Below are 13,495 nucleotides of genomic sequence, written 5' to 3'. Positions count from 1 at the left end.
GGCAAATGAGAAGACAATTGAAAATATTAAAATTATTATTTATGATAAAAAATTTTTGTTATATAAATTTGTCTTTGCTGTTTTGAAACTTAATTTATAGTAGTGTTTTTCTATTATCATTAAAGTTTCAACAAGGATTTGTTTTTTATTGTTTATTTGCTTTACAAGGTGGTTATTTTATTTTTTGATTATACAAGCATATTGTTTATCAATGTAACACTTTTAAGTTAGTGCGGCTGGTGTGAGATTGTCCGTTATCAATTATTGTTGGTAAGTTAGGAACGGGAAAAACATTGTTGTTAACTTATTTATCACAAGTTATGAAATTGTTAGCGGAAAATATTTATAGTAATTATCCGATTGCCGATGAGACGGTTAAAGTTTTAACTTTTAATAATTTAGATTTTAAGGATCGCAAAAAATTAGTGCCACCGGACGATAGTTTAATTTTATTTGATGAAAGTTTTTTATATTTGGATGGGACAAGTCCCGATAAAGAAAAAGCAAAGCATGCTGGTAAAAATCCGTGAATTGTTTTAGCACGACAATTTAAAAATAGAGGAATATTTACCGCTCAACGCGAAGGAATGTTATGAAATAATATTCGTAATTTAGCCAATGGGATTTTTATTCCGTTAGCGTTAAAAAAACCGCTGCGAAATAATAAAAAGTTTTTGGCAATTTTTAATCAGTGTTTTATTTTAAAGTTGGCTTTTTTTCAAGATGTTGTTGATTATCAAGCGTGAAAAGAAAAATCAGTGGAACGCTTGGCGGATGGTAAACGAACACGTTATAAATCAAGCGATAGTTTAGGGGTGCGGTTTTTTAAAATTATTATTCCGTTAGAATATGCCAATAAGTATGATAGCTATTGATTAAGTTTTGTCCGTGATTTAAAAAATGATGAAGTTGTTAATAAAAAAGAGTATTTTTGAACGGACATTGTTAAATTAACTAATAAGCAACGGTTAGCTTTATTCGATATTGATATTTTAAAAGAAAATTTACAACCAAACAAAGAAAAAGCAAAATATCAGAAAGGAAAAAAATAAGATGATTAATTTTTTAGTCGAACAAGTTAGTGGTGATCCGTGAAGTAATGTTTTTTCATTTGTGATTGGTTGTTTTATGGATATTTTTGATTTGATTATGGCAATAAAATTACCTTTAACTAATGTTTCGCTTTTTTATATTTTGGTTTTTACGATGATTATTGAATTATCAATTTATGCTGTTAATGGCACAGCAACTAATTATAACGACTTAGGTTCAACTGTTAAAAGTGGTGTATCAAAAGTATATTCATCAACTGTTAGAAAAGGGATTAGTGTAGGTAAAAAGGCTTATCAAAATAGTAATAAACAACAGGCAAAAAAAGAAGTTAAAAGACAAAATATTAGAGCGCAAGTAAAGATTAAGAGAGGTATTAGATAATGATTAAATTGATTTTATTAGTTGTTGCTGTGGCGATATTTGGTACTGGATTTATTACGGTCCTTATTAATCAGTTATCTGGTGCCACAAATATTATTATGGATTTATATAGTTCGAATGATTGATTGTTAAAAGCAATTGGTAAGTTGGCCGTTTTGTTTTCGCATCAAGTTATGCAAACGGTTTCAGGAATTTATCTTGTTGGATTTATTATTTCAAAAACATTATATAGTTAGGAGGTTAATAAAATTAGAAAGTCATTAAGCGGCTTATGAGCGATTATAATAATTTTCATTACTATAATTTTATCCCTTTTTGTGGTTTAACGGCTTTAAAGCCGTTAAAAGCGAGTGAGACACATATTCAAAATGTTAATCGACAAAAGCGAAGTAGTAATTTTGAAATTAAGGAAGAAGATTTTATTAATACAATGTTTTTACGCAGCAGTTTTTTTGAAAATTGAAGTGATACCAATTATTTTGTTAATCCAACTTTAAAAACATCAAAATCATTAACTTATAATGAAAATTGATATCTAGATTTTTTAAAAGACAGTTATGCCTCTGGAATTGTGTTTGATAAACCAAGTGAGAAATTTTTAGAGGTATATCATAATTGAGATAATTATGTTAAACAATATAAGTTAGATCGATTTTATAATGTTGATAAAAAATTTTTCTTAAAAGATTTAACAAATTTTATGTATACATATTTTTTAAAATATGATGGTTCTGGTAATGCAAGAAAAATGCAACAAAGTATTAAAAATTTAGAACAAGTAAAATTTAATGAAGATAATTGAAAATTGGTTGACAACCTAAATTTTATTAATTATAAAGTTGATAATAAATGATATATTGCAATTTTTAAAAATTATACAAAAAATTGATATATTGTTAATTTTTTAAATGATAGTAAAAATGATAAAATTTTAGGTGAATTTTGTTTTGATGGTATTTGTCAAAATATTTATTTATCTAGTCTTAGAAATTTTTTTAAACGTGGTGATATAAAAACAATTTATCAATGAAATAATATTAATAATTCAAATACACCTCAAATAAACAACAACACTGGTGAAATTATAGATTGAGAATCTGGTGATGAACGAAGTTTTTTATTTAATATTTTTGATGAAGTAATAAAAGAAAATATTAGAGTAGAGCAAGGTGGTAGTGCTAATTATGAAAGGTTAGATGTTGACGGAACGCAACGAATAATTTTTGATTTTGAAATTATTGATGAAGTTGATGAAAAGAAAAAAGTGGTCTATCGAATGATTTTAACAATCAATAAGGAGCAAATTATCCGAGCAGGTAATTTAAACATTAATACATTATGTAAATGACCAATATGATAATGATAAATTAAATTTTAATTTTAGTTTTATGCAAAGTTATTTGCTTGACGAAAAACGAAATGCATTATGAGATTTTAAAATTGAAAATTATCTTTATCAAAAGCAAAATAAAATTATAATGGAAGAATTAAATGGGTTAATTGATATTAATGCTTTTTTAAAACAATTTTTTTCAAATGCATTAATGCCAATGTTTACAAATCGCGGAGCATTTATGGAAGCAAGTTATTTAGATTTTTTAACTTATGATACAGTGGTGGTAAATTTTTTAGGACTGAAAGTAGATAGTTTTTTATCAGTTGTTAGTTTAAAAAATTTAAATAGTGAACAAGAAAAAATAAATTTTAAATTAAAATGAAAAAATCTTTTGAATAGTAGTTTTAAAATTATGAATGACTTTTATAAAAATTATTTACGAGTACTGTTTGATTTAGAAGGTGAAACTTATATTCAAGGATATAATAAAAAATTTGGATTGTTAGTAAGTAATGGTTTTAAAATTTTTCCAAAGTATTTTTATTTTTCTGATAAATATAAAAATTTAGATGTCAAAATTTATTCATCACATGCTAATAAATTTTATCAAACAAAGTATGGGCGAGTTTTTAACTTTGATTATTCTGTTTTTAATAATTTTAAAGTTAATAGTACGTCTGATTATTTGTTTTATGATAGAACAGTTACTTATCCATTACGAGTTAAAAATTTATCAATTCAAAAAGTAGGGTATGGTGTTTTTGAATTACAAGCTCAAAAAGAAAATGAATTTTACCATTACTATGATTTTAATTTTGGGATTTATAACTGAAAAGATTTAACAAGTCTTGTTGATAAACCAACAGGACAATGATGAAATGAACAAATTGAAAATTGTAAGTGATACGATATGGTTTGTCATATCAAAAATGGGGCGATATGAATTGTCAATAATATACCAGGCGTTAAACAAGCCAACGAGTTAGCCAGTGGGGTAGGGAAATTATTTCAAACGACATATAATTTTTTTGCCCAAACATTTGAAATATGAAAATTTAATTTAGATTTTTATATTGTTATTACCAATACATTTTTATTAATTATCTTTATGAAATTTATAAGAATGTTTTAGAAAGAAAAATAGAATCTTAACATGAATATGTAAAATTTTCTTTACGTATTCATGTTAAGATTCTATTTTTTCATTTCAGTTTGTAATTTCACCAGTGTTGTTGTTTATTTGAGGTGTATTTGAATTATTAATATTATTTCATTGATAAATTGTTTTTATATCACCACGTTTAAAAAAATTTCTAAGACTAGATAAATAAATATTTTGACAAATACCATCAAAACAAAATTCACCTAAAATTTTATCATTTTTACTATCATTTAAAAAATTAACAATATATCAATTTTTTGTATAATTTTTAAAAATTGCAATATATCATTTATTATCAACTTTATAATTAATAAAATTTAGGTTGTCAACCAATTTTCAATTACTATTTTTTGGTGGTTGTTGTGGTATAAACTCAGGTTTTATTGGTTTGTTATTTTTATTGTTTATATTTGGTGGTTTACAAGCAATAATATTGGTTGATATTATAGTAGATAAAGATATCATAGATAAGATCGATAATATTTTTTTCATTTTGTATAGTTTTCTTTCTGATAAACTATTATTAATCTAATTTTTGTTCTTTACCCAATTTTATATCTTCTCGTTGATAATTTTCAATTAAAAATCTGATTTTTCCTTCAAAATAAATATCTTTTTCATCAAACTCACTAATACTAATTTGGGATGGTAAAAGTTTATATTTAATTAATTTTTGCATTAATTCTCCAATTGAAAAATCAATAGTTTGTTCTTCATTGTTGTTATTATTAATTTTAACGATTATGTCGCCACTGATATCTTGTTTTAAATCAAAAACAATTTCACCCGTAATTTTTTTAATAATAAAATTAACAATAACTTTTTTATTTGGATTAACTTTAATTTTTTGAGAAGGTCATGTAAATTTTAATGTTTGTGTTCCAGTGTTTGATTCAGTTTTTTCTAAACTAATATTTTTTGAAGCAGAATTAAAACTTGAACTACTATTATTATTTGTTATAATGTTGGTTTTGCTTTCTTCTCTTTGATTACTGTCAACATTCCCGATAGATTTAGAATTTGTATGCCCAGAAGAACTGCTTTGCGAAGTTTCAGAATTTTTGTTATACCCACCTGAATATGTTGTAGAAACACCGCCACTAGCAAAACCAACATTAAATGAAGCATCGGCATTAATGCTAAGTTCAGCATGTCATCCACTTGATTCTGATGATTGTTTAACATCAATGTTTTCAAAAGCATCAACAACTTCTAAAGACTTCGTATTGGTTTTCGAAACACTAGAACTAGAAGAAGCCATTTGTTCTCTTCCGGTTGTTTGTCCTTGTTCTAAACTTTTAGATTTTATTAAACCATTTGATAACTGAATTCTTTTTTCTATGTCATAAGATACAGTACATTCCCTTGTTTCTATTGTTTGAATTAACGAAGTATTATTGCTTAAAATTGAATCCCCACTACAATAATTAGATATAGGAGTAGAAACAATAATTTTTGGTTTAAGTGTTTCTTTTAATTCAATATTTGAATATTGTAAATAACTAAGATCAATATCTTTAATTTTTGAAAATTCTAAATTAGGGTTATCATCTCTAAATTTAAAAAAGATTGCTTTTTTAATTAAATCATATAAAATAATATTTTTACTATCTTCATTATCTACTTTAAAATAAATTTTCTTTTCACCAAAATATTTATCACTTGTATTTTTTGCTTTTATAGTAACAAATGTTCTTTTTTTATTAATTACTTCTAATTGTGAAATATCTAACTCGGGATATAAATAATTTAGTTCATTCAAAAACGATTTATCATTATTATTATTGATTTTATTTAATTGTCTTTTTTTAATAAAATTTTCTAAATTATATAAAACTGGATATTCATAGACATTATTATCTCGTGAACCAAAATATAATTTATTGTTAAAAACAACACCAGAAGAACGAACATCGCCATTTGTTCTAATGACAATTTTTTGTTGGTTTGTTATTGGATCATATTCATAGACATTATGATCTGTAGAACCAAAATATAGTTTATTGTTAAAAACAACACCAGAAGAAAAAACAGCGTTATTTGTTGTAATAACAATTTTTTGTTGTTTTGTTACTGGATCATATTCATAGACATTATAATCTCATGAACCAAAATATAATTTATTGTTAAAAACAACACCAGAAGAATAAACATAGCCATTTGTTGTAATAACAATTTTTTGTTGGTTTGTTATTGGATCATATTCATAAACTTTATAATCTCCTGAACCAAAATATAGTTTATCGTTAAAAACGACACCAGAAGAATAAACATCGCCATTTGTTGTAATAACAATTTTTTGTTGGTTTGTTATTGGATCATATTCATAAACATTATTATCTTTTGAACCAAAATATAGTTTATTGTTAAAAACGACACCAGAAGAATAAATTTTATCTTTTGTTGTTATAACAATTTTTTGTTGGTTTGTTACTGGGTCATATTCATAGACATTACGATCTTGTGAACCAAAATATAGTTTATTGTTAAAAACAACACCAGAAGAATAAACATCGCCATTTGTTGTGATAACAATTTTTTGTTGTTCTAATGTTTGAATGTTTTCTCTTTTATTTCGTTTTAAATTTTTGTGTTGATTATTTTTTTCTCTTTGATTATTTGGGGTTATTGCAACTACTGTCGGTAGTGCGCTTATACTAATTGTTAATACACTTAATAAGCTAAGTAATTTTTTCATTTTGTTATTTCCTTTTTTAGATATTTTTATTTTAATACAAATGAATTATATATCTTTTAATACCTTTTATCAATAGAGCTATTCCCTACATAATTAATTTATTATAAGTAATGTTTTGTTATTTAGGTTAATTAACTATGTTTTTTATCAGAAAAGAGAAAAGGGAAGGGGTGTGCGCTCTCAAATAATTTTAGCAAGGTAAAGTTGACATATAAAAACAAATAATATGACTTGATGGTGGTCCTTACTGGCCAAATAAAAGTGTTGACGCGAGAAATAAGTAATTCAATAAGGTAAAGTATTTGTTTTTGTTTGGTTGATATTAGGTTATTTACTTCGTATTTTGACAGAAAACGCCGTATAGCTATTCCTCTTCATCCGCACTATTTCAAGTCAAAACGTTCAGTTTTTAAAATAAATTCACTTGCACCTTGAAGAGCCTGGTGCTGGCGTTGTGGTTTGTAGAACCACTGCCATCCTCGATGGGACAATGTCTATCGCAAATTTATTTATAAAGTGGCCATCTCTATTTTTATTGTCGTTCGATGTTGACCTTGCACTTATCACGACTATCGCTTAGTTTAAATATAACCAGCGCCGATTTACATGTTTCCTCACGCCCTAATAATGCGCATTAGACTGCACCCCGTTTAGTAAGTATTAATAAAAAGGTTTACAAACTTTTATTTATTATATCTTTTTCTTTTTGGTTTGAATATCATTTATTTCATTTTTTAACATCATTAATATATTCATTATGAGATTTATAATTTTTATTATGGATTGTTCCTTTTTTAAGTAATGAATGAAAACTTTCAATAATAATGTTGTCTGCACAATGATAATTTTTACCCATTGAAATTATAATTTTGTTATCTAAACATTTACTATTATAATCTTTAGATGTATATTGATATCCGTGATCTGAATGAATTATTGTTTTATTTAGATCTTTTTTTATTTTTTTAATTTTATTAATTTCAGCATTTAAATTATCAATTACAAGTTTGTTATTATTAAATTTTGATCATTTTACATCAATAATTTCTTTAGTATATCCATCAATTATTGATGATTGATAATGTTTTTTACCATTTCAAATTAAATAAGTTACATCAGTAAATAAAATTGAAAATCTTTCTTTAATATCATTAAAATTACGATTTACTAAATCAGGATATTTAATTATATTTTTATTTCTATTTTGTTTTATTAATATTTTTCTACGCATACGCTTTACATATTCAGCTTTAATATTATTTTCTTTCATAATTCGTAATACTTTCTTAGCATTATAAACAATGCCATAATCTTCTTTTAAATATTTGGTAATTCGACGATAACCAAATTGTTTTAAATTTTCTTCATAGACTTTTACAATATTCTTTAATGATTCACTATCCTTACCATTACTTGAATAATTTTTATATTTATCTCAATAACTACGCTTTAAATCTGTTACATCAAGTAATAAATTTAGTGGATATTTATTAAGGTTTTCTTTTATAAAAAATACAATTTTTCTTTTATTTAATTGTAAAAGTCATGAAGCTTTTTTAGTAATTCATACCTAACTTTGTAATAGTTTAAATCTCTTTTTTTAAATGATTCTTTTGGACCTTTATTGGTGTTTAAAATCCCTTTCTTAAAATTTTCATACCATGAAGCAACAGTTTTTTTATTAATTGCATATTTTTTTGCAATAAAACTTATACTATTATTTTTAACCTCTTGTCCTATCCTTTTTCGAAAATCTGCTGTATATTTATTAAATTTTTGTCCTTTTCTTGCCATATAAAAATGCACCTCCTTTAAAAGTTTAGCAAAGACTTTTTTTCTTTACTTACTTTTTTGGGTGCAGTCTATTTGCTTTTTATTCCACAATTGGGTTTAAATCCTCAATATCAAGAGCTCCTCTGCGCTTTGCTTTTTTAAGATTTTGTTTCTCTAATTTTGCTTGCATTTTTGCTGCTTTTAATTCTTCTTTCATTAACCGCTTGGTTTCTTTTTTTGAATTTTTAACATTACGGTTAAAATCATTATCATTAACAAAGTTAAAGAATTCATCATCATCAGCTACATTAATTGAGTTTGCCGCTTGTTGTGGTTGCTCCGTTTGTTGTTTTTGCTGATTAATAAAAACGGGATCTGTAACAAAAACTTGTTCATAATATGATTGATTATTTGGTGGTTGTTCCTGATTTCCTTGTTCATAACTTGATCTTATCGGTTCCTCTGAGCTCACCACTGAATTATTATTATATTGTTGTTCAACCATTGATTCATCAAAAGATACATTCCCTTGATTTTGGTTCATACCTGACCCATAATTATATTCTTCCGTTGGGAACTGATTTATTTGTTCTTCACCCCTACGTTCTAAAGACCCATTATTTGCTTGTGGTGAAATGCTTGGTTCTGTTCTTAAGTCATTATTGTTTTTGGTATGCAAATCACTATTTGGTTGAAAATTGTTATTAAAATGATCATGATAATTTGAATTATTATGGCCACAAGGACAAGTGCCACCACAATTATTATTTTGTGGTCCGTAGTAGTTTGGATACATTCCTGGATACATCCCGCCTTGGCACATTCCATTTCCCATTGATGGATGTGGTGGCATCATTGGATAAAATGGACATGATTGTGGCGCTGCTTGCTGAGCTGAAGCTGGTTGTTGAATAAAAAAAACTTGTGGTGAAACACCATTAGTCGTTGGATACGGGGTAATAATCTGTTGCGGATTGGTTGCATATTGAGGTGCCGAAGCTCCTGTTGAATAACTATTTGGATAAGAAGGAACCGGCGATAATGTTAAAGTGCTGATGAATACTTCTGCATCACGACGACTTCTAAAAAGTGCAACTTCACTATTAGTATCATATGACTTTACTAAATATCCTTCTTCATTTGGTAAGATATAAAAGTCATTATTATTCATTTTTGCACCTCATTTGCCCGATTTTATATCCAATTCTACTTGATATTATACATTATATCATAAAAAACAAAGAATATGATTTTTTTTAATTTTGTAGAAAACTCTTGATATTTTAATAAAACCTTGATTTTATTGAGTTTTTAATAAAATGGACTTTTTAAAAATTTCTATATTTTATAAGGGTTTTTGACTTTATCAAGAGTTTTCTACAAAATTAAAGGAATGTTTTGATTCCGCATAAAAAAACAAAGTAAAAACCTTTAAATAACGAACAAAAACAGCATAATAAACTAATTTCACAAATGAGAATCGTTATTGAAAATGTTTTCGCTATCCTTAAAAAATTTAAAATTATTACTGAAAAATATCGCAATCGTAGAAAAAGCTTTGCTTTAAGATTTAATTTAATTGCTTCAATAGACTTCTTGCGATACTAACAAAAATAAAAAAATTACAAATAAAAAAATTAAATTAAACTTTAAAATAAGCATTTTTAAAAATTTTAATTGCTTTTTAAGCATAAATAATCAGGTATCGCAAGAAGTCTAATAAATGAAAGTTTGTAAACCTTTTTATTAATACTTACTAAACAGGGTGCAGTCTTATATTTAAAAGAATTAAGAATTTCATATGATACTTGAAATAAATATTCAAAAAATTGTGATGAATATCAACCAAATATTGATTATTCAATATATGAAATAATTAAAGCAATTCATAGAGAAAATAGTATTAAAGGACACAGACAAATTAAATTATCTTTGGAAGAGCAAAAAATTAATGTGTCGAATTCAACAGTTTATCGTTATATGAAATTAGCTAATAGAATTTCTAGTGTAAGAATTAAAACAAGAAAAAAAATTAATCATTTCTTAAAAATGACAAATGAACATATTCGACATAAATATCTATTAAAACGTAATTTTAAAGCTGAAAAAACTAATCAAAAGTGATCAATTGATATTACGTATGTTAAAACAATCACAAAATGAGTATATTTATTTGCAATCAAGGATTTATTTAGTAATTTAATAGTAAATTATTCTTTAACAACAACTCCAACAGTAAATTGAGTAAATAATTGTATCAAAGAAGCAATTATTAAAATAAAAATAATCAAAGGTGAATTAACTATTAATTCTGATCAAGGTATTCATTTCACTTCAAAAGCTTATGAAAAAATATTAAAAAAACACGGTATAAATATAAGTATGTCAAGAAGAGGCAATTGTTTAGATAATTCACCGATTGAAAATTGATTTTCAATTCTTAAAACCGAGAACTCAGAATTATCACACTGTAAAAATATTTTAGAAGTAAAAAATATTGTAGATAATTATATAATTCATTATAATGAAAAAAGAAAAATTTTAAATTTAAAAATGCCACCACTTCAATATGAAATGAAAGCATTTTTTAATTAAAATTCTCAGTTATCTGAAACTGTGCAAAGTGCAGTCTTATATCTTCTTTTTTTATTTACCCTAAAATTGAAAACACAACAGCGGCAATTAAGACATAACCAAAGTTAATGCCAAGCGTTGCAAGTAGAATAAAACCTTTTTTCTTTAAGTATCATATATAGCCATTATATTCTGTTTGTAAATGGATATATTTGGTAATAATTTGAAAACCAAGGTCAGCCTGCCAAGGGATTAATCCTTTGGTAATATTTAGTTTTTGTAAGGGGTTTTTAACAAGGATTCAATTTGTAATGAACATTGCTAAAATGATAACAATTAGAATCCCAAAGAATATTTGCGATAAATCACTATTATTTAACTGTCATTGTTTTTTATATCATATTAACGGAATGGTGATGCTAACTTGGATTAGTAGAAAAAGAATATTAGTAAGTAAACTAATAATTCAAAATTTTTTCAAAGATGTTTTCATTATGTTATTAAACTATTTTTCGTAAAATTTTTATTAATTAAATTTTTTAATTTTGTCGAAAAATCTTGATAAAGTCAAAAACCCTTATAAAATATAGATATTTGCAAGAAATACATTTTATCAAAAACTCAATAAAATCAAGGTTTTATTAAAGTATCAAGATTTTTCTACAAAATTAAAAATTAAATTTTAAAAAATAGTGACAAATTCAGCTTCCGCAATCCGTAAGCGGGGAAAACTAGTTCCTGTGACTTTATCATCATAATATCCAAATAACATCCCTAAAGCTAAATGTCATTTTGTTTGGTCAACAATTTGATGTTCACTAAAGAAATAATTAGTTTCAATTCGTGTAATCTCTCCCATAATACTTGATCCAATTTTTAAATCAGCAGCTTGTAAAGTCATAAAGCTGGCAACGATATGTGCTTGTTCATAAGCAAACATATCTGGACTCGGATAACTTTTTAAATAATTACTCATTCCATTTACATTTGTTTTTAATGTTTCCTCAGTAAAAATGCGACCTAATAGATTTGTCAAAAATTCGTCTGAAGTTAAATAATCTCCATTTGCTCCTAATAATAACGCTAAAACAGGGGCATCTTTTACTTTTTGTTGATTACCTGGCATAAAACATTTTAATGCTGCTTGTTCTTTCAACTTTTGATTTTTAATAATAACTTTGACTGGTTCTAATCCATTTGAACTAGGAGCTAAAGCTCCTGTTGTTAAAATTGTTTTTAAATCAGCTTCATTAACTGTTTTTGTTTTATCATAAATTTTAATTGCTTTTCGAAATTGCGCTACTCCTTGAACACTCACGTTTTTTCCTCCGTTCTGTCTTTTTTATTTATTAAATTTATTATACGCTAATAAAATATAGACTGCACCCAAAAAAGTAAGCTTTAATTTTGTCGAAAACTCTTTATATTAAAAATATACCTAAAATTAGGTATATTTTTAATATAAAGAGTTTTCGACAAAATTAAATCAAATTTGCGAACAATGTTATAATAGACTTCTTGCGATACTATGATAATCATTGCAAATTAATTCATAAAGAAAAAATACAAATCGAAATTTATACCTCTTATTAATTTAATTCTTATAGTCTTTATAAGCGATGCATTATTTTGGCACAACAAAAAATGATTTTATTATTTAAAGTTAATTTTCATTCAACTTCTTGTCTTATTTATAATAACAATTGAAAATTATAGATTGAAGCAATTAAATTAAATCTTAAAGCAAAGCTTTTTCTACGATTGCGATATTTTTCAGTAATAATTTTAAATTTTTTAAGGATAGCGAAAACATTTTCAATAACGATTCTCATTTGTGAAATTAGTTTATTATGCTGTTTTTGTTCGTTATTTAAAGGTTTTTGCTTTGTTTTTTTATGCGGAATCAAAACATTCCGATGCATTTTTTGCAAGCCTTGATAACCTGTATCAACTATTACTTTGCTAACTTTTAAAAGCGGTATTTTTGATTCTTTAAATAAACGAAAATCATCGGTTTTACCACAAGCAAAATTTGTTGCAATAATAGTTTTGCTTTCTTTTTCGAGGATTATTTGTGTTTTGATAGTATAAGACTGCACCCCGTTTAGTAAGTATTAATAAAAAGGTTTACAAACTTTCATTTATTAGACTTCTTACGATACCTGATTATTTATGCTTAAAAAGCAATTAAAATTTTTAAAAATGCTTATTTTAAAGTTTAATTTAATTTTTTTATTTGTAATTTTTTTATTTTTGTTAGTATCGCAAGAAGTCTATTGAAGCAATTAAATTAAATCTTAAAGCAAAGCTTTTTCTACGATTGCGATATTTTTCAGTAATAATTTTAAATTTTTTAAGGATAGCGAAAACATTTTCAATAACGATTCTCATTTGTGAAATTAGTTTATTATGCTGTTTTTGTTCGTTATTTAAAGGTTTTTGCTTTGTTTTTTTATGCGGAATCAAAACATTCCTTTAATTTTGTAGAAAACTCTTGATAAAGTCAAAAACCCTTATA

13 protein-coding genes and 2 pseudogenes are annotated in these 13,495 nt (G+C 25.3%); 6 read left to right on the top strand and 9 right to left on the bottom strand.

The window, feature by feature from the left end; genetic code table 4:
- The first annotated feature begins 230 nt into the window (after nucleotides 1-230).
- From ACQH23_RS11460 to ACQH23_RS11445, 4 genes and pseudogenes are all read left to right on the top strand, one after another.
- The gene (locus ACQH23_RS11460; RefSeq protein WP_425378416.1) at nucleotides 231-1,052 is read left to right on the top strand and encodes a hypothetical protein; all 822 of its coding nucleotides are present in this window, start codon (nucleotides 231-233) and stop codon (nucleotides 1,050-1,052) included.
- 1 nt (nucleotide 1,053) lies between these two features.
- On the top strand, nucleotides 1,054-1,434 hold the full coding sequence (locus ACQH23_RS11455) for a hypothetical protein (RefSeq protein ID WP_425378415.1): 381 nt from the start codon (nucleotides 1,054-1,056) through the stop codon (nucleotides 1,432-1,434).
- Complete coding sequence (locus ACQH23_RS11450; RefSeq protein WP_425378414.1) at nucleotides 1,434-1,670, top strand: hypothetical protein; 237 nt, start codon at nucleotides 1,434-1,436, stop codon at nucleotides 1,668-1,670. Before ACQH23_RS11455 ends, ACQH23_RS11450 begins: the two co-directional genes overlap by 1 nt.
- Before the next feature lie 35 nt (nucleotides 1,671-1,705).
- Nucleotides 1,706-3,902: pseudogene (locus tag ACQH23_RS11445) on the top strand (spiroplasma phage ORF1-like family protein).
- A gap of 54 nt (nucleotides 3,903-3,956) precedes the next feature.
- On the opposite strand, the gene ACQH23_RS11440 reads toward ACQH23_RS11445, so the two are convergent.
- From ACQH23_RS11440 to ACQH23_RS11415, 6 genes and pseudogenes are all read right to left on the bottom strand, one after another.
- Nucleotides 3,957-4,424: a hypothetical protein gene (locus tag ACQH23_RS11440; RefSeq protein WP_425378413.1), complete on the bottom strand. Its 468-nt coding sequence runs from the start codon at nucleotides 4,422-4,424 to the stop codon at nucleotides 3,957-3,959.
- A gap of 31 nt (nucleotides 4,425-4,455) precedes the next feature.
- Complete coding sequence (locus ACQH23_RS11435; RefSeq protein WP_425378412.1) at nucleotides 4,456-6,630, bottom strand: ETX/MTX2 family pore-forming toxin; 2,175 nt, start codon at nucleotides 6,628-6,630, stop codon at nucleotides 4,456-4,458.
- A 673-nt stretch (nucleotides 6,631-7,303) separates the two neighbouring features.
- Nucleotides 7,304-7,900, bottom strand: coding sequence for a DDE-type integrase/transposase/recombinase (locus ACQH23_RS11430; protein ID WP_425378411.1), 597 nt, complete (start codon nucleotides 7,898-7,900; stop codon nucleotides 7,304-7,306).
- Nucleotides 7,901-7,921: 21 nt separating this feature from the next.
- A pseudogene (locus tag ACQH23_RS11425) lies at nucleotides 7,922-7,987 on the bottom strand (hypothetical protein); the annotation flags it as partial.
- A 173-nt stretch (nucleotides 7,988-8,160) separates the two neighbouring features.
- The gene (locus tag ACQH23_RS11420) at nucleotides 8,161-8,424 is read right to left on the bottom strand and encodes a hypothetical protein (RefSeq protein ID WP_425377850.1); all 264 of its coding nucleotides are present in this window, start codon (nucleotides 8,422-8,424) and stop codon (nucleotides 8,161-8,163) included.
- Nucleotides 8,425-8,503: 79 nt separating this feature from the next.
- The gene (locus ACQH23_RS11415; protein WP_425378410.1) at nucleotides 8,504-9,574 is read right to left on the bottom strand and encodes a hypothetical protein; all 1,071 of its coding nucleotides are present in this window, start codon (nucleotides 9,572-9,574) and stop codon (nucleotides 8,504-8,506) included.
- Nucleotides 9,575-9,876: 302 nt separating this feature from the next.
- Between ACQH23_RS11415 and ACQH23_RS11410 the strand changes: the two genes are divergently transcribed.
- Together ACQH23_RS11410 and ACQH23_RS11405 are read left to right on the top strand one after the other, a co-directional pair.
- Entirely contained in the window at nucleotides 9,877-10,011 is a 135-nt protein-coding gene (locus tag ACQH23_RS11410; RefSeq protein ID WP_425378409.1) for a hypothetical protein, read from the top strand.
- A 324-nt stretch (nucleotides 10,012-10,335) separates the two neighbouring features.
- Entirely contained in the window at nucleotides 10,336-10,998 is a 663-nt protein-coding gene (locus ACQH23_RS11405; protein ID WP_425378408.1) for an IS3 family transposase, read from the top strand.
- Between the two features lie 661 nt (nucleotides 10,999-11,659).
- On the opposite strand, the gene ACQH23_RS11400 is transcribed toward ACQH23_RS11405, so the two are convergent.
- The 3 genes from ACQH23_RS11400 to ACQH23_RS11390 form a co-directional block, all read right to left on the bottom strand.
- Nucleotides 11,660-12,295: a nitroreductase family protein gene (locus ACQH23_RS11400; protein WP_425378407.1), complete on the bottom strand. Its 636-nt coding sequence runs from the start codon at nucleotides 12,293-12,295 to the stop codon at nucleotides 11,660-11,662.
- Nucleotides 12,296-12,668: 373 nt separating this feature from the next.
- The gene (locus ACQH23_RS11395) at nucleotides 12,669-13,076 is read right to left on the bottom strand and encodes a transposase family protein (RefSeq protein ID WP_425378406.1); all 408 of its coding nucleotides are present in this window, start codon (nucleotides 13,074-13,076) and stop codon (nucleotides 12,669-12,671) included.
- 157 nt (nucleotides 13,077-13,233) lie between these two features.
- On the bottom strand, nucleotides 13,234-13,443 hold the full coding sequence (locus tag ACQH23_RS11390; RefSeq protein WP_425378405.1) for a transposase family protein: 210 nt from the start codon (nucleotides 13,441-13,443) through the stop codon (nucleotides 13,234-13,236).
- Nucleotides 13,444-13,495 lie beyond the last annotated feature (52 nt).

Origin of the sequence: Spiroplasma endosymbiont of Polydrusus pterygomalis (assembly GCF_964030635.1) — a bacterium.
Lineage (GTDB): Bacteria > Bacillota_I > Bacilli_A > Mycoplasmatales > Mycoplasmataceae > Spiroplasma.
Note: the sequence above shows the minus strand (reverse complement) of the source record. Positions and strands in the feature narration are given on the sequence as shown.